19 protein-coding genes are annotated in these 20,109 nt (G+C 64.4%); 1 reads left to right on the top strand and 18 read right to left on the bottom strand.

Annotated elements, in window-relative coordinates:
- Genes CQ13_RS11220 through CQ13_RS11230 form a run of 3 tightly spaced genes read right to left on the bottom strand, consistent with a single transcriptional unit; the run spans position 1 to position 2,959 of the window.
- The gene (locus tag CQ13_RS11220; protein ID WP_057842961.1) at positions 1 to 1,161 is read right to left on the bottom strand and encodes an ABC transporter permease; all 1,161 of its coding nucleotides are present in this window, start codon (positions 1,159 to 1,161) and stop codon (positions 1 to 3) included.
- A complete protein-coding gene (locus CQ13_RS11225) occupies positions 1,158 to 1,838 on the bottom strand; it encodes an ABC transporter ATP-binding protein (RefSeq protein WP_057842962.1) in 681 nt (226 codons plus the stop codon). The genes CQ13_RS11220 and CQ13_RS11225 overlap by 4 nt, the downstream gene beginning before the upstream one ends.
- 47 nt (positions 1,839 to 1,885) lie before the next feature.
- Entirely contained in the window at positions 1,886 to 2,959 is a 1,074-nt protein-coding gene (locus CQ13_RS11230) for an efflux RND transporter periplasmic adaptor subunit (protein ID WP_057842963.1), read from the bottom strand.
- 484 nt (positions 2,960 to 3,443) lie between these two features.
- On the opposite strand from CQ13_RS11230, the gene CQ13_RS11235 reads away from it, so the two are divergent.
- Positions 3,444 to 4,367, top strand: coding sequence for a DUF2066 domain-containing protein (locus tag CQ13_RS11235; protein WP_245309134.1), 924 nt, complete (start codon positions 3,444 to 3,446; stop codon positions 4,365 to 4,367).
- A 32-nt stretch (positions 4,368 to 4,399) separates the two neighbouring features.
- On the opposite strand, the gene CQ13_RS11240 is transcribed toward CQ13_RS11235, so the two are convergent.
- The 15 genes from CQ13_RS11240 to CQ13_RS11310 all read right to left on the bottom strand — a co-directional run bounded on the left by CQ13_RS11240 (position 4,400) and on the right by CQ13_RS11310 (position 20,107).
- Positions 4,400 to 5,413, bottom strand: a complete 1,014-nt coding sequence (locus tag CQ13_RS11240) for a zinc-dependent alcohol dehydrogenase family protein (protein WP_057842964.1) — start codon at positions 5,411 to 5,413, stop codon at positions 4,400 to 4,402.
- A 73-nt stretch (positions 5,414 to 5,486) separates the two neighbouring features.
- A complete protein-coding gene (locus tag CQ13_RS11245) occupies positions 5,487 to 6,113 on the bottom strand; it encodes an FMN-dependent NADH-azoreductase (RefSeq protein ID WP_057842965.1) in 627 nt (208 codons plus the stop codon).
- Between the two features lie 13 nt (positions 6,114 to 6,126).
- Positions 6,127 to 7,704, bottom strand: a complete 1,578-nt coding sequence (locus CQ13_RS11250; RefSeq protein ID WP_057842966.1) for an isochorismatase family protein — start codon at positions 7,702 to 7,704, stop codon at positions 6,127 to 6,129.
- A gap of 19 nt (positions 7,705 to 7,723) precedes the next feature.
- Complete coding sequence (locus CQ13_RS11255; RefSeq protein ID WP_057842967.1) at positions 7,724 to 8,572, bottom strand: MBL fold metallo-hydrolase; 849 nt, start codon at positions 8,570 to 8,572, stop codon at positions 7,724 to 7,726.
- Between the two features lie 45 nt (positions 8,573 to 8,617).
- A complete protein-coding gene (locus CQ13_RS11260) occupies positions 8,618 to 9,508 on the bottom strand; it encodes an amidohydrolase family protein (RefSeq protein ID WP_057842968.1) in 891 nt (296 codons plus the stop codon).
- Complete coding sequence (locus CQ13_RS11265) at positions 9,505 to 10,623, bottom strand: vWA domain-containing protein (protein ID WP_057842969.1); 1,119 nt, start codon at positions 10,621 to 10,623, stop codon at positions 9,505 to 9,507. Before CQ13_RS11265 ends, CQ13_RS11260 begins: the two co-directional genes overlap by 4 nt.
- A complete protein-coding gene (locus tag CQ13_RS11270; protein WP_057842970.1) occupies positions 10,620 to 11,501 on the bottom strand; it encodes an AAA family ATPase in 882 nt (293 codons plus the stop codon). The genes CQ13_RS11265 and CQ13_RS11270 overlap by 4 nt, the downstream gene beginning before the upstream one ends.
- 8 nt (positions 11,502 to 11,509) lie before the next feature.
- The gene (locus tag CQ13_RS11275; protein ID WP_057842971.1) at positions 11,510 to 12,532 is read right to left on the bottom strand and encodes a xanthine dehydrogenase family protein molybdopterin-binding subunit; all 1,023 of its coding nucleotides are present in this window, start codon (positions 12,530 to 12,532) and stop codon (positions 11,510 to 11,512) included.
- 2 nt (positions 12,533 to 12,534) lie between these two features.
- Positions 12,535 to 14,118, bottom strand: coding sequence for a xanthine dehydrogenase family protein molybdopterin-binding subunit (locus CQ13_RS11280; RefSeq protein WP_057842972.1), 1,584 nt, complete (start codon positions 14,116 to 14,118; stop codon positions 12,535 to 12,537).
- An 11-nt stretch (positions 14,119 to 14,129) separates the two neighbouring features.
- Positions 14,130 to 14,609 carry a (2Fe-2S)-binding protein gene (locus tag CQ13_RS11285; protein ID WP_057842973.1) on the bottom strand — a complete coding sequence of 160 codons (480 nt, stop codon included), beginning with the start codon at positions 14,607 to 14,609 and terminating at the stop codon, positions 14,130 to 14,132.
- 6 nt (positions 14,610 to 14,615) lie between these two features.
- Complete coding sequence (locus tag CQ13_RS11290; protein ID WP_057842974.1) at positions 14,616 to 15,434, bottom strand: FAD binding domain-containing protein; 819 nt, start codon at positions 15,432 to 15,434, stop codon at positions 14,616 to 14,618.
- Positions 15,435 to 15,450: 16 nt separating this feature from the next.
- On the bottom strand, positions 15,451 to 15,894 hold the full coding sequence (locus CQ13_RS11295; protein WP_057842975.1) for an SRPBCC family protein: 444 nt from the start codon (positions 15,892 to 15,894) through the stop codon (positions 15,451 to 15,453).
- 1 nt (position 15,895) lies between these two features.
- Complete coding sequence (locus CQ13_RS11300) at positions 15,896 to 16,333, bottom strand: SRPBCC family protein (protein WP_057842976.1); 438 nt, start codon at positions 16,331 to 16,333, stop codon at positions 15,896 to 15,898.
- 9 nt (positions 16,334 to 16,342) lie between these two features.
- The gene (locus tag CQ13_RS11305) at positions 16,343 to 19,249 is read right to left on the bottom strand and encodes a flotillin family protein (RefSeq protein ID WP_057842977.1); all 2,907 of its coding nucleotides are present in this window, start codon (positions 19,247 to 19,249) and stop codon (positions 16,343 to 16,345) included.
- 24 nt (positions 19,250 to 19,273) lie between these two features.
- Positions 19,274 to 20,107 carry a phosphoenolpyruvate hydrolase family protein gene (locus CQ13_RS11310; RefSeq protein ID WP_028347174.1) on the bottom strand — a complete coding sequence of 278 codons (834 nt, stop codon included), beginning with the start codon at positions 20,105 to 20,107 and terminating at the stop codon, positions 19,274 to 19,276.
- Between the last annotated feature and the right edge of the window lie 2 nt (positions 20,108 to 20,109).

A 20,109-nucleotide genomic window follows, 5' to 3' on the forward strand; every position in this document is an offset into this window, starting at 1 on the left:
CTATCCCCGTCCGAGCGCGGTTGCAATTTTGAGTCGCATGGCGTTGAGCGCCGGGATGATCCCGGTGATCAGCCCCAGCGCGATCATCAGCGCCAGCCCCTGCAGAGCTATGGTCGGTGATACGGCAAAACCGGGCACGACGTTGGCGAGGCTGTTGCGCAGCGCCATGGCGATCAGGGCCGCGATCGCCAGTCCGGGAATTCCGCCGAGCAGCGCCAGCAACACGGATTCGCCGAGCACCATCGTTAGGATTCGTGGGCCTGAAAATCCGAGCGTCTTCAATACGCCGATCTCGCGGGTGCGCTCCCGGATCGACAGCGCCATCGTGTTGCCGACGATCATCAGGATGGTGACGAAGGCGGCGCCGACCACCAGCAACACGATCAGCGCGATGTTGCCGAACTGCGCCGCAAAGGCCTTGCCGAAGGCCTTTTCAGTGTCGGTCGAGGTCTCGGCGGTGGAATTGGCGAACATCGCGTCGATTGTCTTGGCCACGCGATCGTTATTTTCGGGGGAGGTGGTCTGGAGGATCATCCAGCCGATGGTGTCTTTTCCGAAACTGCGGGTCTCGTCGAAATAGGCGTACTGGAACAGGAGGAAGTTGGTGTCGACATGCTGGGCCTTGCCCTTGATGATGCCGGCAATGGTGAGATCCCAGGTATGGCCGCCGCTCTTCTGGCTGAAGATGTTGCTATTGAGAGGAATGCGGTCGCCGATCTTCCAGCCCCATTTCTGCGCCAGGCTTTCGCCGACCACCGCGCTGCCGCGGTCCCGCATGAAGGCCTGAAGCTGCTCGAGCGGAACCTCGAACTCGCTGCGGTAGACGTCGAAATAGGTGTTCGGCTCGACCGCGAGCGCCATGATGAAGTTCTTCGGGTCCTGATAGTAGCCGCCGAACCAGTTGGCGAAGGTCACCTGCCGCACCCCTTCCACCGCGCGCACGCGGTTGAAATAGGCGATCGGCATCGGCTGGGTGAAGTTGATCTTGTTGACGGTGATCATCCGGTCCGCGGCGGCGGCATCCTCGCCGGCCGTGAAGGCACGGTAGAAACCGGCGAGCACGCCGAAGATCATGAAGGCGATCAGGATCGACACGATCATCAGGCAAGCGCGCAATTTGCGGCGGAACAGGTTTTTCCGCACCAGGTCGAAGTCGTTCACGCGGCAAGCTCCCGTTCGACGAAGCGGCCCTTGTCGAGATGCAAGACGCGTTTGGCATAGTTTGCCGCCGCGGGATCGTGGGTGACCATCACGATGGTCTTGCCGAGCTCGCCGTTGAGCAGTTGCAGGATCGATAAGATTTCGTCGGCGGATTGACGGTCGAGATCGCCGGTCGGCTCGTCGCACAGCAACAGGTTCGGGTCCGAGACGATGGCGCGCGCAATCGCCACGCGCTGCTGCTGGCCGCCCGACATTTCGCGCGGACGGTGCTTGACGCGATCGGCAAGCCCGACCACGGAAAGCGCGGTGTGAACACGCTCGGCGCGTTCTTTGCTGCGCAATTTGGTGAGCAGCAACGGCAACTCGACATTCTGCGCCGCCGTCAGCATCGGCATCAGATTATAGAACTGGAAAATGAAGCCAATATTGGCGGCTCGCCAGGCCGCCAATTCGCCCTCGGAGAGGCCGTCGATGCGATGGTCCGCCACCGCAATCTCGCCCGCGTCGACGCGATCGATGCCGCCCAGCAAGTTGAGTAGCGTCGTCTTGCCCGAACCCGATGGTCCCATGACGGCAACGAAATCGCCGCGGGGAATCGCAAGATCGAGATGGTCGAAAATCGAGATCGTCTCCTTGCCCTTGGTGAAGCGCTTGCTTACGCCGGTAAGGCGGACCATCGGGTGTTCGGCTGTCACGTTTGTCTCCTCTTTGAATCGGTCGGGAGCTAGTTCGCGGCGCTGGCGTCGGCGGAGCCGTTGGCCTTGGCTTCGCGCATAAAATTCACCTTCACCGCCATGTCGGGCAGGATGCGCGGGTCCTTCTTTTCGAAGCGAATGCGGACCTTCACCGTGGCCTTCTCGCGGTTTGCTGTCGGCACGATCGCGATGACCGAGGCGGGAATGGTCCAGTCCGGATAGGCATCCAGCACCGCATTCACGGGACCGCCAGGGGTGACGCGACCAATGAAGGCCTCGTTGACGTCGACCTCGATTTCGATCGAATCCATGTCGACGATGGTGCAGATGCCGGTGCGGGTATAGCCGCCGACCGACATTGGCGAAATCATCTCGCCGGGTTGCGCGCTGCGGTCGATGACGACGCCGGCAAACGGTGCGCGGATTTGATGCTTGTCGAGCATCGAGGCGCTGCGCTTGGCGTCGATCTTGGCGGTCTCGAGTTGCGACTGCGCCTGGCGCAATTGCGCGCTGAGCACGCCGACCCGAGCCTGCGCCTTGGTCAGATCAGCCTCGGTGGCAAAGTTCTTCTGCGACAATGTCTGTACCCGCGACATGATCCGGCTCGCATCCTCAAGATCGGCGGTGATCGCGGCGACGGCGGCGTCGGCGGTCTCGACACGCGAGCGCGCCAGTTCATAGTCCCTTTCAGCCAGCACGCTGTCGAGCCGCGCGACGACTTGCCCTTCGGCCACCGTCCTGCCTTCGTCGGTGAAGACCTCGACCACCTTGCCGGTAATCTCGGCCGCAACGGTTGCCTTACGGCGCGCCACCACATAGCCGGAGGCCGCCAGGCTGCCGGCCGCCTTGCCATTCGTTGCGCCCTGCTGAGACTGCTGCTGCGCTTGCAGCTGTGAGGCAGGCTGCGGTGCGGTTTGCGATGTACTCTCTTTGGGCTGATCCTGCCTGCGCAATTCGAAGGCGGCAAAGGCCGCAAACGCGACGACGACGCAGGCGGCAACGGCCGCCGAGATCGGCAGCCAGCGGCTCTTCGGTCGTTCCACCTTGTTGGCGCTGCGATCGATGGTCAGCGATCTCAGCAATTTGCTCTTGTCTTCGCGCATCGTTCATTTCCATCCGGCTGCTCGCTGCAGCTTCCGCGCGGCGACATCGTTCTCGCGCGGGCGGTCTCTCTTACAGCCGATCTACATGTCTCGCCATAGCAGCGGTCGAGCCCTCAGCCTTTTTCGTGAGGCGGCGACCCCAGCTCGGTTGTAGATCACGTTCAGCTCTCGCGCGCGCCAGGCGGCGCCCGTTTTTCGACGAGCGAATTGCGGAAATCTAAAGCCGAATGGCGATAGAAGCAATTCTTGGAACCAGCAAGAGTTGTATCCGTTGCGCCGCCAATTGCGGCCGTCAGCATCGCGGATCCCTGCGTGGACGCCTATGATCCTGAAATGACCTCAAACCCGGCAAAATCTTGCCGTCGGAACCCTGTCATTGGACCCAGCGTATGTTTTTCGGCGCAAAGATACATAATGCTAGGGTTGAGGGCCCACCAGCGGGAGGGCTTTCTTAAAACGCTACTTCGGGCGCTCGCATTTGCCAATGTTCCAGGACAAGAGCTTGAGGAGTCGCGGAAGCCTCATCGTGGTTGATCTGCCTATGACAAGACGCCAGCCTGTTTTGATATGGCTTGGCGCAGCCACCATCGTCAGGATGCTCCTTGCAGTAGCCGTGGTTTGGTGCGCGAGCGCGATGGCGGCGGCGGGAGCTGATCTGTATCGGGCGCAGACCGTCGTCACGGGACAGGACGAGGCCAACCGAATCATCGGCTTTGCCTTCTGTCTGGAGGACGTCCTGATCAAGGTATCCGGCGCACAGAAACTCGCAGGCGACCGTCGATTGGCGGCGTACAAATCGAACGCGAAAAGTTTCGTCAGGGCATTCAATTATCGCGACCAGTTTTTGGGTAAGCCTGTTCGTGACGAGCAGGGCACCCGTGATCGGCCCTACGATCTGACGGTCGACTTCGAGGAAAAGAAAATCAACGGCATTCTCAAGGCGCTTGGTCTCAAGCCGTGGCTTTCACATCGGCCGCGCCTGGCCGTCTTTGTCGAGATGGAGAACGGCACGAGGGACTTTATCGTCACGGTGGATGGAGCTCAGTCCGATTTGCAGCGCGACGCGTTGCTCGCAGCCGCCGACAGGCGCGGGATGAACATCGTGCTGCCCAGCATGGCTGCGTTGGCGAAGTCGGGCCTCGAAGGCGCGAAGCTCGAGACTGTGCCATCGTCGGGCCTGGCGCCGCTCGCGACCGAGCAGGGTGGGGAAGTCGCGTTGGTCGGACATCTGGTGTGGAGCGATCGCGAGCTTGGGTGGATCACGCGTTGGCGAATGGACTGGCAAGGCCGGACGCACCGCTGGCAAGTACGCCGCGTGACGTTCGATGAGGCCTTCCGACGTGGCATCGGCGGCGCGGCCCAGATTTTATCAGATAACGGCGATCCGGGCGGCCGCGCCAGACACTGACGGAATTGGCCGCGGGTTGGCGGGATGGAGCTTCACCCGATTTCGATCGCCACCTTTCCGAAATGCGCGCCGCTCTCCATGTGCGCAAAAGCGTCCTTGGTCTGATCGAAATTGAACGTTCTGTCGATCACCGGCTTCATGCCGTTGGTGGTGATCGCATCCACCATCGCCTGGAGATCCTCGACCGATCCGACGGTGACGCCCTGCAGCCGCTGCTGCTGCATGACCATCAAGGGGAGCCGCAGATCGGACGGCGGCGGCCCGGCGAGCACGCCGATAAACGCGATCGTGCCGCCGATCCTGGTCGCCCGGATCGATTCGTTCAGTGTGCCGACCCCGCCGACCTCCACGACTAGGTCGACGCCCTGACCGCTCCATTCGCGGGCTTTCTTCCCCCAGTCGGGCGCCGTCTTGTAGTTCAAGGTAAAGTCTGCACCGAGCTGCTTGAGGCGTTCGATCTTTGCATCGCTGGACGAGGTCGCGATCACGCGCGCGCCGCACATTTTGGCGAACTGGACTGCGAACAGGGACACGCCGCCGGTCCCCTGCGTCAGAACGGTTTGACCGGGCTTCACGCCGCCGAGCTTGACGATCGCGCTCCAGGCCGTGAGCCCGGCGCAGGGAAGCGCGGCGGCTTCGATGTCGCTGAGGTGCTCCGGCGTCCGGACCAGCGCGTGCTTCGGAAAGACGCGATACTCGCTCAGGACGCCGTCGACCGCGCCGCCGAGGGCCGAGCGCATTTTTGCTTCACTCGGTTCGCCGCCGATCCAGCCTTCGAAGAAACTGCCGATGACGCGGTCGCCGGCTGCGAATTCCCGCACGCCCGGGCCGACCCGCTCGACCACGCCCGCGCCATCCGAAACCGGCACGAGTGGAAATTTCTGACGCGTGCCGTACCCGCCCTTGACGGTGATGAGATCGCGATAGTTCAGCGTTGCCGCCCTGAGCCGAACCAGCACCTGGCCGTCGCCGGGCTCCGGCGCAGGCTTGTCCACGAGGGCAAGTCCATCGATTCCGCTCGGTCCCTGCAGTTCGTAGCACTTCAACGGAGATCTCCTTCGACGCGGTCCAGTAAGCGCTATATTGCCGCAAATGTTCCGGTTCCGCCAACCTCGCGAGTCAGAATCGCGCGGCCATCTCGGCCAGCCGCCGATGCGCGCCTTCGCGAGCCGCCCGGATCGGTTCTAGCGGCCCCGTCGTCGGTCCAATCGGCACGACACGCACATCGCTGACGCCGATGAACCGCAGCGCCTCACGCAGGTAGGGCGTCGCCATGTCGATGCGGCCGCGATTCATGCCGGTGACGAAGTCGCTGCCGCTTGCGAGAATGACGATTGTCGGCCGGTCCTTGAACAAAGGCAAATAGCCTTGCGCCGGGTCGAAGCGGAACGCCAGCCCGGGCTGCGTGATCACGTCGATCCATTGCTTCAGCTTATAAGGAATGCCAAAATTCCACATCGGCGTCGAGATCAGCACGCGGTCGGCGAGTGCAAAGCGGATGGCGATGCGCTCGGCGACCGCAAAGGCGTCGCGCTGTGAATCGGTGAAGGCCCGCCCATTGATGCGGGCATATTTGGCCTCCAGCACGTAGCCTTCGAATTCCGGCAGGTGATCCCGCCACAGGTTCATCACGTCGACGTCCCAGTCGGGGCGTGCCTGGCGGAAGCCGTCGACAAAGACGCGCGCGCCGGCGGAAGATTCCGAGTCCGCGCGCGGCGAGCAGCTCAGGTGAAAGAGTTTTGGCATGGCCGGGCCCTGGTCATCCCAGTCCCCGGATGACCGCGTCTGCGTTGGTGACGACGGCGACGTTCTGCATGGCAAAATTGATGGAGGCGTTGTGCCAGTCGGCGTTCATGGTTGAGCAGCAGTCTTCCGGCACGATCATGAAGTAGCCTTTGTCGGCGCCGGTGCGAGCGGTGTGCTCGACCGACATGTTGGTCCAGGCGCCGGTATTGATGATCATGTCGCGGCCGGTCGCCTTCAGGATGGTCTCCAGCCGCGTGCCTTCCCAGGCGCTCATGCGCATCTTCTCGACCACGAAATCGCCGGCACGCGGCTCAAGCCCCGGCACCGCGGCAGCACCCCAGCTTCCGCGCACCATCGCGCCGTTGTCGACCAGTCCCTCGAACAGCGGCGCGTTGAGCGTGACGCCGGGCGCGCCCGGTTCGACGATGAACCAGACATGGATGATGACGACGCCGCGCGCCCGCGCGACATCGGCAAGGCGGCGGACATTGTCGACCACCCGCTGCTGGTGCGCATGGACGGGTGAGCCGGAATCGGCGAACGCACCGCCCTCCATGATCACATCGTTCTGCAGATCCTGAATGATCATGGCGCAGCGGCGCGGATCGAGCTGCATGTCGCCGCTGGTAAATTGTGGTGAGGCGGGCTGCGCGGCACCGATATCGGGGCCGGTCGAAATCCGCCCGCTCATATAGGGCTCGTGGCGCGGCCCGGCCTTGACCGGAATCGCATAGACCGAATGCGTGGCGGTCAGATAGAGCGTGCGAAACTCGGGTCCGCCCCAGGTGAGATTGGCGACGAGTTCGGGAACGCGCACCTTGCCGAGCAACTCGCCCGCGGACGAATAGACCCAGACGCCGCCGGGCGCCGTGACCCAGACATTGCCGCGCTGATCGCACTTCATGCCGTCGGGCAGACCGGGCTCTAGCTCGGAACGGATGCCGCTGGCGAAGACGCGCGCGTTGGCGAGCGAGCCATCAGTTTCGACGTCGAAGGCGCGGATCAGCGCCTGCGTGGTGTCGTTGACGTAAAGCAGGCGCTCGTCGGGCGAAAAACAAAGTCCGTTCGGCTGATCGAACATGTGCCGATCGACCACGAGTTTCGGTGGGCCACCGCCGGGCGGCACGCGAAAAACGCCCTGAAAGCCGAGCTGGCGCGGCCGCTCGACGCCGTAGACCGGCATGCGGCCGTACCAGGGATCGCTGAAATAGATCGCGCCGCTCGAATGCACGCAGACATCGTTCGGGCTGTTGAGCTCCTGATTCTCGAAATGCGAGGCAATCACCTCGCGCCTTCCGTCGGAGCGCTCGCGGATCAATGACGAGGTGGCGTGTTCGCAGACGATCAAATTGAGCTCGACGTCATACGTCATGCCGTTGCATTTGTGGGAAGGGCGCTTGACCTCGACGACACCGCGCTTCGCATCCCATCGCCGACGCACGTCGGCCGGCATATCCGAAAACAGCAGATAATGATGGGTGGGGTGCCAGATCGGCCCCTCCGTGAATTCAAAGCCCGTACCGACCTGGCCGACCGGTGCGTAAGGATCGATCAGGGTCTCGAATTCCGGGCGCAGCGTGACGTGGGTCATCGGTCCGTCCTTTCAGCGCTCAGGCCGGAAACCAGTTGCGTTGCGGCAGGCTCTGCACCACGGGGCCGGGCACTTGGTCATGGAGCCGGCCGACCACCATGCCGCCTTCGATCTTGGCCGGCCGGTCGTGCACCGGGAGCAGGTAGCGCGAATTGCTCAGGAGCTTTTTGATGGCTGCCTTCTCCGCCCGCTTGCTGGTACCGTGATTGCCTGTCGTGCGCGGTTCCCAATCGTGAATTTCGTTGAAGGGCGTGACGATCTGGTCGTTGAAGTCGTAGATCACATCGCCGCAGATGGTGGCGATGCCGTCGGCGGTATGAACGTGGATGTTCATCGAACCTTCGGTGTGGGCGTTGGCGGCATCGCAATAGACGCCCGGCATCAGTTCGATCGGGCCGGTCACCTCGAGATCGAGGAAACGCAGCGCGCTCTTGGTGTGCAGGCGGTCGATCAGATGCTTGATATCGGGCGCCGGATATTGCGGATGCATCAACCCCGAGACGGAATATTCCAGCTCCTTGCGGTTGAGCACGACGGTGGTGTTCATCGGAAACAAATCGTCCTTGCCGGCATGATCGATGTGCAGATGGGTGTGGCAGACGAAGCGGACGTCGCCCATGCGCACGCCGTGGCGAGCGAGCTGGTTCTCGATCATGTTCTCGTGGTATTGCAGGCCACGCATGCCCAGCGTTTCCATGATCTGGTTGGAACGGTAGCCGGTGTCGATCACCACCGGATAGGGCCCGCCGACGATCAGGAAGCCGAGCGTCAGGACACGGCGGGTCCTGCCGCAATCGCGGCCGAGCACGAGAAAGCTCGATTCCAGTTCGATATCCCCATAGTCGAGGATTTTGATTTCAAGCGGCATATGTTCCCTCCCACGTTCTTTTAATCGGCGGATCCGCGTGCGCCATCATCGGTCAAGCCGGTAGACACGCGTGGCAGTCGTTCGCAGAACGGCGTCGCGCTGATCCGCGGCAAGCGAGGCTGCCGCGGCGAGATAGGCGTCGATCAGTTCGCGATAAGTCGTCCAGAGTTTTTCGATCGGAAAATTGGAGCCGAACAGGCAGCGCTCGGCGCCGAAGATTGCGACCGTCTCCGTGAGGACCTCGGTGATATGCGACGGGTCGTTGCAATGGATGAAGGTGCCGAGCCCGGAAAGTTTTGAGACGACGTTAGAACAGGCTGCAAGTCGGGTCATCCCAGCGCGCCAGGCGGATCGGCCTTGCGGCGAGAGGTCTTCCAGCATGCCGGCGTGCTGCAGGATGAAGGTCACATCGGGACACGCTTCTGCAAGGCCCGCGGCATCGGCCATCTGCGGCGCAAACACCTGCAGATCGAAGCTGAAGCCATAGTGGGCGAGATGCGTGATGTTGCGCCGGATCTTTGGATCGGCGCAGAGGTCGGGCCGCGCCGCAAAACGATAAAGCGGGTTGTCGTGCCAGTGCAGTTGCATGCGCAGGCCCCGCACAAGGGGATAGCGGGCCAAACGGTCGAGTTGCGGGCGGACATCGTCGACGTTGAAATCGGCATAGGAGACGATGGCGTGCGGCCAGCCATGGTCCTTGGCGGTCTCTTGCACCCAGGCGGTTTCGTCCTCGAAACGATCGTTGGCCCAGTTAGTCTGTACATAGACCGAACGCGTTACGCCGGAGCCGGCGAGGTCAGCAAGATATTCCTGAATTGGATAGTCGCGCCGGATCGGCTCATAGGGGCCGAAGATGCGCGGCTGCATCGGGCCGACGAGCCACGGCAGATCGACCTGGCGCCAGATATGGTGATGGGCATCGACGATTTCGGTCACGCGGCCTTCCTTTGTCCAAGCGAGAGTACATGCGAAACGATCGCAGCCGTGGATCCGCCATCGACCAGATCATCCACAAAACCGCGGATCGCGATCAGCGCTTCGGTCTGCGGCTGAAAGCCGGGACCTGACGCCAGCGGCGTCAACCAGCTCAGGCGCCAGGCGCGCCGCGATAGTTTTGCCACCGCGTCGCGCAGGGCGGAGGGATCACCGCGTTCGAGGCCGTCGGAGAGGATGACGACGGCGGCGCCGCGCGCATAGCTGCCGAACCGGGGCACCGCCAGGAACGCCTGCAGCGCGTCACCGATGCGGGTGCCGCCGTCCCAGTCGCTGACCAGATGCGCGGCAGCGAACAGCGCCTGCTCGCGGCGCTTGAGACGGAGCGCGCGGGTGACGCGGGTGAGGCGGGTGCCGAAGGTGAACACCTCGACGTGAGGGATGGCGTGCACCAGGGCGTGCGCGAGCTTCATGTTGTCGTCGGTCCGCTCCTTCATCGATCCGGAGACGTCGATCAGCAGCAGGATCTTGCGCGGCCGGGCGCGCCGCTTGAGACGGCCGAGCCGCAGCACTTCGCCATCGTTGCGCACGCTCTCGCGCAAGGTTCGCCGCAGATCGGCCCAGGGACCGCGCCGGGCGCGCCTGCGCCGGTGGCCGCGCCGCCGTGGCAGCCGCGCAGGCGCCTCGCGCGACAGTTTTCGCAAGACATCGCCGGTCGCGCCCGGCGCGAAGCCGCGTTCGACCAGCGCCTCCGCCCGGGCCGCGGCAAGCCCCGACTCGTTAGCTTCATCGGCGAGCAACGTTTCATGCTCGCCGCGTCCTTCCTCCTGCAGACGAACCACCTCCTCATCTTCGGCGCTGGCACGATCGACCGCTTCACTGCCGAGGAAATGGATATCGAACAGCCGATCGTAGGTCGCGCGCCGCTCGGGTGGCGGCGCGAGCGTTGCCAATCCAGCCTGCCGAATGGCTTCGAGGCTGCGCGGACCCAGCAACTCGATGGCGGCCAGGAACGTAGTCGTCTGTTCCGGCGCCACGGCAAAACCGTTAGCGCGCAATAGAGCGACAAAGGACACGAATACGCCGGCGGCGCGTGGCAATTGAGGTTCGTCGCTCACGCGGCAGCCTCCGCAATGAGAGCGTCGAGTCGGCCGGAGATGAAGGTGAGATCCTCCTCGTCCTTCAGCGCGACGCCAATCGAGCGTTTGAAGGCGTCCGGCCAGCGGGCGCCGCGCGCGTGCAACAACGTGGCGGCTTCGGCCCAGTCCACCGCCTCGGCGATACCTGGCGCCTTGCTCAGCGGTTCGCGTCGCAACCGGCCGACCGCGGCGACGACCGCGCGCGCGGTCGCTTCGGCGACACTGGAAGCCCGCATCATGACGATACGCGCCTCGCGCTCGGCGGTGGGATAATCGATCCAGTGATAGACGCAGCGGCGGCGCAACGCTTCGTGCAGATCGCGGGTGCGGTTCGAGGTCAGCACGACGACAGGGCGCTCGGCGGCGCGAACCGTGCCGCGCTCGGGAATCGAAATCTGGAAGTCGGAGAGGAATTCCAGCAGAAACGCCTCGAACTCCTGGTCGGCGCGGTCGATTTCGTCGATCAGGAGGACGGTGGAGTCGGGCGCGCGCAAGGCGGCCAGCATCGGCCGCTCGATCAGAAAAGTCTCGCCATAGATGTCGATGCTCTCTTCCCCGGCCTGGCGGATCGCGAGCATCTGGCGCGGGTAGTTCCATTCGTAGAGCGCGGCTGATGCGTCGATGCCCTCGTAGCATTGTAGCCGGATCAGGCGGCGGCCGAGCACGGCGGCGATGGCTTTTGCAGCTTCGGTCTTGCCGACACCCGGCGCGCCTTCGAGCAGCAACGGCTTGCCGAGCGCAAGCGCCAGATAGGCCGCCGTCGCAAGGCCCTCGTCGGCGAGGTAGTACGCCGTCCGCAGCGCCCGTTCGAGCGCCTCCGGGCTGTCGATGCCGACGATGTTGCCGCGGACCGTCATGCCTGACCTCAGCGCCTCGCTTGCGGCCGCGCGCCGCCCTGCGCCTTGATCGCCCGCAAAACTTTTTCGGGCGTGATCGGCAATTCATCCATCCGCACGCCGACCGCGTTGAAGATGGCGTTGGCGACCGCCGGCAGCACGGGGTTGGCGCACATCTCGCCCGGTCCCTTGGCGCCGAACGGGCCGTCGGCCGCAGGACGTTCCAGCACCGCGATATCGTGCGGGCAGATGTCGCCGGGGCCGGGCATCAGATACTCAACGAAATCGCGCGGACCATGCGCCGGGTCGGGATAATAAGGCTCGGGTGTTTCAAACAGCGCGTGGCTGATCCCCATCCACGCGCCGCCGACGAGCTGCTGCTCCACCAACCGCGGATTGAGCGCGCGTCCCAACTCATACGCGCTGTCCATGCGCACCATCGCGACCTCGCCGGTCTCGTCGTCGACCTCGACCTCGGCGACCAGGCAGGCGTGCGCATAGCAAGTCGCAGGTGACATTTCGCCGGTTTCGGGGTTCACCTCGGATAGCGGCACCAGAAAGATGCCGCGGCCTGAGATCGTTTTGCCTTGCTTGAATTGCGCGGCGATCGCGACATCCTTGGTGGAGATCGAGCGGTGCGGCGCGCCCTTGACGTGGATGGTGCCGCGCCCGTCGGTCTCGAGATCGGCGGCGTTGACCTCCAATTCCTCCGCAGCAGCTTCCATCATGACGCCGCGCGCCTCTTTCGCCGCCGCCATCACTGCATTACCGACCCGATGCGTGCCGCGCGAGGCGAACGAGCCCATGCAGTGTGGCCCGGTGTCGGAGTCAGCGGTATCGACATAGACGTCCTCGACCGGCACGCCGAGCGTTTCCGCGCAGATCTGCCGCGTCACCGATTTCATGCCCTGGCCGAGGTCGATCGACGACAGCGACACCGTGAACTTGCCGCTGGGGTTGGAATGCACCAGCGCCTGGCTGGGATCGCCACCGAGGTTCATGCCGATCGGATAGTTGATCGAGGCGATGCCGCGTCCGCGATGCTTTGCCATGGTCAACGTCTCCTGGTGCCGAAGACGGAAGAGAAACGGGTGGCGCCATGCGACGGCGACGGAGCCGGTGGGCGCGGGGGAGACGGCGTCGGCGTAGGCGGTGGGGGCTGGATCGTGGCAGGCGGCGCGCGATCGTAGGTGGTGCGCTGCTGCGAAACTGCGGCGCCTTGCGGCGCGGGTTCGAGCGGCGTCGGCGATACTGCCGCGCGGCTGCCGCCGCCATCCTTGCGCGACGACATGCGCCTCATCTCCTCGCGCAGCGGCCACTTGGCCTTCTCGGCGGCGACCTGTACGCATTCGATCAATGCGGTGTTCTTGGCCTCGCGCCGGTGTGCCTTCATGTCGCCGTCGCGATAGGCGTTGAGGATGCGGAACTCCATCGGGTCGATGCCGACGAGATGCGCGAGCTTGTCCATCTGACATTCGAGCGCAAAGTCCATTGCCGTGACGCCGAAACCGCGCATGGCGGTAGCAGGCGTCCGGTTGGTGAATACGCAATACACGTCGCCATGGACGTTCGGAATCGTGTAAGGGCCGGGCAGGTGGGCCACGCATTTGACGACGGCGTAGCTTGAAAGCCGAGTATAGGCGCCGCTGTCGAAATAGGCGCGGATCTTCCGCGCGACGATACGACCGTCGCGCATCACGCCGTCCTTGATGTAGATGCGCTCGGCGCCGCGCGGCGAGCCGAACTGCATCTCCTCTTCGCGGCCGAGCTGATAGCGCACCGGGCGCCCGGTCAGCATCGCGCCGAGAATGGCAAGCGGCTCCGTGAGGGTGTCGACCTTGCCACCGAACCCGCCGCCGACGGTCCCGCCGATGAAGTGGAAGGTGTTGGAGGGTACGTCGAGGATCTTGGCGCAGGTATCGAGCGAGAAGAACAGCGCCTGCGTTGAGGTATAGACGACATAGCGGCCGTTGGTATCGGGGGCTGCGATCGAGCCGTTGGTCTCGGTCGGTGCATGCTCGATCGGCGACATCTGATAGTGCTGCTCGAGCACATGGTCGGCCTCGGCAAAGCCGCGCTCGACGTCGCCGAAGCGCAGTTTTTGGTGATCGTAGACGTCGTGGTAGACAAACGTGTTCTTGGGATAGGTCTCGTTGACGACGGGCGCGCCGGGTTTCAGGGCTCCCTCGACGTCGAACACCGCGGGCAGCGGCTCGTAGTCGACGCGCACTTTCGCTATCGCCTCATAGGCTTCACGCGGGCTGTCGGCAACAACGGCGACGATCGGCTCGCCCTTGTAGCGCACCTTGTCGACCGCGAGCGAAGGCTCGTCGTCCTTGCCGAAATTGATCAGACTAAGCAGGGTGTTGAGATTACGCGGCACGTCCGCCCCGCGAATGATGCGCCGCACGCCGGCCGAACGTTCCGCTTCCATCGTATCGATGCGGCGCAGGCGGGCATGCGCGTGTGGGCTGCGCAGTACCTTCAGATGGAGCATACCCTGCAGCTTATGGTCGTCGAAATAGGTCGAAGTGCCCGTGACATGGCCGAGCATGTCCTGGCGCTGCGTGCCTCTCCCGATCTCTTTCAAATTGTCGTCGCGCTCGTCGGCGAAGATGTCCTTGCGCAGTTCCAGCATAGCGGTGTCCTTTAGGCGCGGGCACGCCCGCCCGATGCGGCGGCGAGCACGGCGTTGATGATCGGCTCGTAGCCGGTGCAGCGGCAGATATTGCCGGAGATCGCCTCGATGACCTCGGCGCGGCTCGGCGACGGATTGCGATCGAGGAGCGCTTTCGCCGCCATCAGCATGCCCGGCGTGCAGTAGCCGCACTGGGCCGCGAACTGCTCCATGAAAGCGCGCTGCAGCGGATGCAGGTTGGGACCGTCCTTCAGCCCGTCGAGCGTTTCGACGGCGCGACCGTTCACGGTTTCCGCCAGCGTCAGGCAGGAGAGATGCAGCTCGCCGTCGATCAGCACGCTGCAGGCGCCGCAACCGCCCTGGCCGCAGCCAAATTTTGGCGTCATGTCGCCGATTGATTCGCGGAGCGCGACCAGCAGATTGACGCCGCCGTCGACGAATAGCGCGACGTCGCGGCCATTGTGACGAAATTGCAGGGCGGTCTTGGTCATGAAGGCTTACTCCAGGCCGGACAACAGGCGGCGAAGATGAACGCCGACGATCTCGCGGCGATACCAGGCGCTGCCAAGGGCGTTATCTGTGGGTGACACACCTTCGGCGGCTACCGCTGCCGCAGCGTTGATCGCCGCATCGTCAAGCGAACGTCCCTCCAGCGCGCGCTCGGCGGCCCTGGCACGAATTTGCGTCGCGGCCATCGAGCCGAGCGCGATGCGCGCACCTGAAATGCGGCCACCGCTGGAAGGCAGGTGCGCCGCCAGCGTGATCACCGAACCGCCCTTCGGTTTGATACGGGCGATCTTGCGATAGCGGAAGGCGTCGGCACTTGCAGGCCGCTGACACGCGATTGCCAGCACCAGCGCGCCGCTCTGCCGTTCGCGAGATTGCAGGAATTCCTCGATAGGCATGTCGCGGGCGCCAAGACCGCCCTGGACGGAGACGGTCGCGTCGAGCGCAAGCAGGGCGACGGTGAAGTCGCCGTAGGGGCTGGGCGCGAACAGATTGCCGCCCACCGTGCCCATGTTGCGCACGGCCGGCCCGCCGATCGAACGCGCCGGCGCGTGCAGAAAGGCGAGTTCGCGCTCGGCCAGAATTCTCGCAAAGGTGACGCCGGCGCCGATCGTGACGCGCGAGCTTGCGACGTCGATGCGGGTCAGCGCCCGGTCGGTCGCGCGCACGACGGTGGAGATCGAGACATCGCCCTCGTTGAGGGCGCGCATGACGAGCGTGCCGCCGCCGAGATAGCGCGCGCTGCGGTCGGACGACAATGCCGACGCCGCCTCGCCAAAATTCGCGAATGTCTTCACCGTGACGGGCATGGCTTCGCCTCCGCTTTCATGCGGCCTCCTTCAGGTGCCTTCGAATGGCGTCGAAGCCGGCTTGATAGATCTGTTCGGCGACCATCTGCGTCAGCCGCTCGGCATCGGCGGGCCGCGCGATGAACCTGGATTCCCAATGCCAAAACGTGCGGTCGCCGTCGGTGACCGGAAGCAGGCGGACATGGGCGACATAATTGAACATCGGGATCGGCGTATCGAGCAGGCAGTAGCTGAAGGTCTGTTCGAGGTCCGAAAGCGCCAGCAGTTGCTCGCGCAGCTCCGAGCCGTCCTGCAATTTGAAGCGCCGCACGCAGCCGATCTTGTCGGCGGCCTGTGCGCGCTCGATTGTGCTGGTGGCGACCTCAGGATGCCAGCGGTCGTGGCCGTTGAAATCGCGCAGCACATTCCACACCGCGATTGTCGGCGCGTCGAGGATCGTGCTTTTGACGATATGCGGCACGCTAGCCTCCGAAGGCGCGCTTGAGCGCATCAAAACCGCCCTGGAACACGCCGGTTCCGATGTTGCTGACGAGTTCGTTCTCACGCTCGGGAGCGCAGTCGAACTCGGCCGTCCATTCCAGAAAGGTCTGATCGCCGTCGGTCACGGGCGTCAGCCGCAGGGTAGCTACGTAGTTCTCCACGCCCATCGGGGACTCCAGGATGGAGTAGGTGCAGAACATGTCGTAGTCGGAGAGCCCGAGCAGCTTTTCGCGGATACGATCGCCGTTGCGCAGGCGAAAATCCCGCACGCATCCGATCTTGTCCGCGGGCTCGCCGCCCTCGATGCGGCTCTCCGCAATCGCGGGATGCCAGTTCGGCAACCCGTTGAAGTCGCGCACGCGCGCCCAGACGCGGTCGTTGCGGGCGTTGACGACAGTGGAAACGTAGACCCGGGCCATGACGCGTGCTCATCCTTTCTTGCGCGGTCCGCGTTCAGGGGCGGGTTCGCCGGGGCCGGGGACCGCAGGAGGCGCCTCGGACTTGCCTTCAGGCTTCCCTTGGCCGCCCTTACGCGCGGACTCCCTGATGCCCTGCATATCGCGCGCTTCGCGAATGAGGCCGGGCATCTTGGCAAGGCTTCCGCCCTCGACGCCGATGTCGGAAAGGATCGAATCAATCAGCGGCGCCTGCACCCGGTAGCGCAGCGCCGAGTCGATCACCTCGTCGGTGGCGCTGCGGCCGCCATTGCCGCCGCCACCGCCGTTAAGCCCGTCCACCTGAAGGATGCGGATGCCCTCGATCTTCTCCATCGGCTTGACGCTCTCGCGCACGATGCCCTCGATACGATCAAGCAGCTTGCGGCGGAACAGCGAGTAGCGCGCCTGGTCGGTAAGCACGTTCTCGGCTTCGTTGAGCAGCCGCTGCGCCTCGGCTTCGACCGCGGCGCGCACGCGTTCGGCGTCGGCAGCGATACGGGTTTCCTCGGCCCGCTTCTCCGCCAGTAGCACCTCGACGGTCTTTTGCCGTTTGGCGATCTCGCTTTCGCGGGCGGTGACGACGCGCTCGGCCGCTTCGGTCGCCCGCACCCGCGCATCCTCGGCGGCCACCTTGGCGGCAGACTCTTCCAGCGATTTCTGGTACAGAGCGATCGCCTTCTCCATCAGCGCCGTTTCGACGTCCTTCTCGCGATTGACCTCGAGTTTCCGCAAGTCCCGCTCGCGGCCGATACGGGCTTCGTCGAGGCCGCGGTCGGCGGCGATGCGCGCCCGCTCGACTTCCTCGCGGGAAGCGATCTCGGCTTCCTGCAGCGCCTGGACACGGCCGACTTCAAGCTGCTCGATCGCGCGCCGGCGTGCCAGCCGGGCGGCCTCCAGCGCCTGTTCACGCGAGACGTCTGTGGTCTCGACTTCCTTGCGCGCGTTGATCTCGGCCTGCTTGACCTGGCGATCGGCGTCGATGCGCTCGGAGCGCTTGGCGGCGAGCGCAATCACGCGCTCCTCGTCGGCGATCTCGACCGCTTTCTTCTGATCGATATTGAGCACCTCGCGGGTCTTCGACGAGGCGATACGTTCGGCTTCGAGCGCCAGCTCGATCTCGACGCGGCGCCGCTCGATGGCGTCACGCCGCTTGAGTTCGGCGGCTTCGATGGCTTCGGTACGCTCGATCTCGAGCCCCCTGGTTTCTCTTTCGGCCCGAATACGCTGCGCGGCGACGACCTTCTCCTGAGAGATGCGGGCGGCCTCGATCGCTTCGCGCGAGGCGATATCGGCCTCCTCGACGGCGCGGTTGCGCGCGATTTCGAGCGACCGAACGCGCTCTTCCTGCGCGATGCGGGAGGCTTCGGTTGCCTCTCGCGCCGAGATACCTGCGACCTCGAGCGCTTGGTTGCGCTCGATTTCCAGCTTGCGCGTGGTGTGCTCGGCGGCGATCCGCTCGGCTGCGAGTGTCCGTTCGCGCGCGATCCGTGCGGCTTCCACGGCTTTGTGCGCCTCGATCTCCGCTTCCTGGATGGTACGAACCTGCTGGATCTCCAGCGAGCGGGTCCGCTCGTCGGAGGCAATGCGTTCGACGTTGACGATCGTTGTCTGGGCGATGCGCGCTTTTTCGGTCGCCTCGCGCGCCGCGATCTCGGCTTCCTCGACCGCGCGGGTCCGCTCGATCTCGCGCCGGCGGGTTTCTTCTTCGTTGGCGATCCGCGCGTCGGTGACGGCGCGGTCCTGCTGGATGCGCGCCTTCTCGATCGCTTCGCGTGCCGTGATCTCGGCTTCCTCGACCGTCCGCGTGCGCTCGATGTCGCGCTGCCGCACCTCTCGCTCCGAGGCAATGCGGGCGGTATCGACCGCGCGCTGATTGGCGATCTTGGCTTTTTCGATCTCCTCGCGCGCCAGCAGTTCCTTTTCCTCGACGGCGCGGGTGCGCTCGATCTCGCGGTGGCGCGTCTCGCGCTCGGAGAAGATGCGGGCTTCGGCGATCGCCTGTTCGTTGGCGATGCGTGCCTTTTCGATCGCCTCGCGGGCGGCGATCTGCGCCTGTTCGGCCTCGGTCTCGCGAAGGGCGCGCTCGCGCGCCACCTCGGTGCGCTGCAGCGCGCGGCGCATCTCGATGTCGCGTTCCTGTTCGAGGCGGGCGGTCTCGCTCTCGCGCTCGATCTCCAGCGCCTGGCGCTCGGCATCGAGGTTGCGGGTGCGGATCTTGATCATAGAATCCTGTTCGATGTCGTTGCGCAGCTTGCGCTTGGCCTCGATGTCCTCCATCAGGCGGGTGAGGCCCTCGGCGTCGAACCGGTTGGATGGGTTGAAATATTCGAGATCGGTCTGATCGAGATCGGTGATGGCGACCGACTCCAGCTCAAGCCCGTTCTGGGCGAGCGCTTCGGCTGCGGCGGCCTTGAGCCGCGTGACGTATTCGCCGCGCTGCTCGTGCATCTGCTCCATGGTCATTTCGGCGGCCACTGAACGTATGGCCGAGACGAACTTGCCGGAAAGCAGGGCGTGCAACTGCTCCGGCTCGAGCGTGCGCCGCCCGAGGGTGGCGGCGGCGATCGCGACGGCTTCACGGGTCGGCTGCACGCGCACGTAAAAATCGGCCTCGATGTCGATACGCATGCGGTCGCGGGTGATCACGGCGTCGTGCTTGGCCCGCACGATGCCCATCGGCAGCACGTTCATGTTGACGGGCGTGTAGTCGTGAATGAACGGCAGCACGAAGGCGCCGCCGTTGATCACCACGCGCTCGCCCAAGAGACCGGTACGGACGAAGGACACTTCCTTCGACGATCGGTGGTAGAGCCAGTTCACGATATAGACAACAATGGCGATCACGATGATCGCGACGATCAGCCAGAGGATCAATTCGCCAATCAGGGTCCCCGACATCTCTTCCTCCCTTTGGTCTCGGCGTTACCGCGCGCCGATCGCCTTGAATTTACGAACCTGTTCGGTGAGCGCCCGCTCCACCGGCAGGCGCTCCATCGAGGAGGCGCCGTAGAAGCCGTGGCACTTGCGCGTATGTTTCATGATGAAGTCGGCGTCGGCGGGCTCGGCTATCGGACCGCCATGGGCCAGAACCAAAATGTCCGGATTGACACTGAGGGCGGCTGCCGCCCAGGTGTCGATCTGTTCCGGGCAGTCCTCGAGCTTCGGCGCGGTATGCGCACCGATCGCGCCGCCGGTGGTGAGGCCGAGATGACAGACGATGATGTCGGCGCCCGCGATCGCCATTGCCGCGGCTTCGCTCTCGCTGAACACATAGGGTGTCGTCAGCATGTCCTTGTCGCGCGCCTTGGCGATCATGTCGATCTCCAGCGCATAGGACATTCCGGTTTCCTCGAGATTGGCGCGGAATACGCCGTCGATCAGGCCGACGGTCGGAAAGTTCTGTACGCCGGCAAAGCCGAGCGCCTTCAACTGATCGAGAAAACTGTCCATGTCGCGGAACGGATCGGTGCCGTTGACGCCCGCCAATACCGGCGTCCGGGTGACGACGGGGAGCACTTCGCCAGCCATCTCCAGCACGATCGCGTTGGCGTCGCCATAGGGCATCAGGCCGGCGAGGGAGCCGCGTCCTGCCATGCGGTAGCGGCCGGAATTGTAGATCACGATCAGGTCGACGCCGCCCGCTTCCTCGCATTTGGCCGATAGGCCGGTGCCCGCGCCGCCGCCGACGATCGGCTCGCCCTTGGCGGCCATGTTGCGAAACTTCTTCAGGATGGCTGAACGTTCGAACTTCGCCATGG

Origin of the sequence: Bradyrhizobium retamae (genome assembly GCF_001440415.1) — a bacterium.
In the GTDB taxonomy this organism is placed as follows: domain Bacteria; phylum Pseudomonadota; class Alphaproteobacteria; order Rhizobiales; family Xanthobacteraceae; genus Bradyrhizobium; species Bradyrhizobium retamae.

Bases quoted from the DNA above. Each gene is read 5' to 3' on its own strand.
- CQ13_RS11225 (WP_057842962.1), bottom strand. From the start codon at position 1,838: ATGGTCCGCCTTACCGGCGTAAGCAAGCGCTTCACCAAGGGCAAGGAG.
- CQ13_RS11230 (WP_057842963.1), bottom strand. From the start codon at position 2,959: ATGCGCGAAGACAAGAGCAAATTGCTGAGATCGCTGACCATCGATCGC.
- CQ13_RS11235 (WP_245309134.1), top strand. From the start codon at position 3,444: ATGTTCCAGGACAAGAGCTTGAGGAGTCGCGGAAGCCTCATCGTGGTT.
- CQ13_RS11245 (WP_057842965.1), bottom strand. From the start codon at position 6,113: ATGCCAAAACTCTTTCACCTGAGCTGCTCGCCGCGCGCGGACTCGGAA.
- CQ13_RS11250 (WP_057842966.1), bottom strand. From the start codon at position 7,704: ATGACCCACGTCACGCTGCGCCCGGAATTCGAGACCCTGATCGATCCT.
- CQ13_RS11255 (WP_057842967.1), bottom strand. From the start codon at position 8,572: ATGCCGCTTGAAATCAAAATCCTCGACTATGGGGATATCGAACTGGAA.
- CQ13_RS11270 (WP_057842970.1), bottom strand. From the start codon at position 11,501: ATGACGGTCCGCGGCAACATCGTCGGCATCGACAGCCCGGAGGCGCTC.
- CQ13_RS11275 (WP_057842971.1), bottom strand. From the start codon at position 12,532: ATGGCAAAGCATCGCGGACGCGGCATCGCCTCGATCAACTATCCGATC.
- CQ13_RS11280 (WP_057842972.1), bottom strand. From the start codon at position 14,118: ATGCTGGAACTGCGCAAGGACATCTTCGCCGACGAGCGCGACGACAAT.
- CQ13_RS11285 (WP_057842973.1), bottom strand. From the start codon at position 14,609: ATGACCAAGACCGCCCTGCAATTTCGTCACAATGGCCGCGACGTCGCG.
- CQ13_RS11290 (WP_057842974.1), bottom strand. From the start codon at position 15,434: ATGCCCGTCACGGTGAAGACATTCGCGAATTTTGGCGAGGCGGCGTCG.
- CQ13_RS11300 (WP_057842976.1), bottom strand. From the start codon at position 16,333: ATGGCCCGGGTCTACGTTTCCACTGTCGTCAACGCCCGCAACGACCGC.
- CQ13_RS11305 (WP_057842977.1), bottom strand. From the start codon at position 19,249: ATGTCGGGGACCCTGATTGGCGAATTGATCCTCTGGCTGATCGTCGCG.
- CQ13_RS11310 (WP_028347174.1), bottom strand. From the start codon at position 20,107: ATGGCGAAGTTCGAACGTTCAGCCATCCTGAAGAAGTTTCGCAACATG.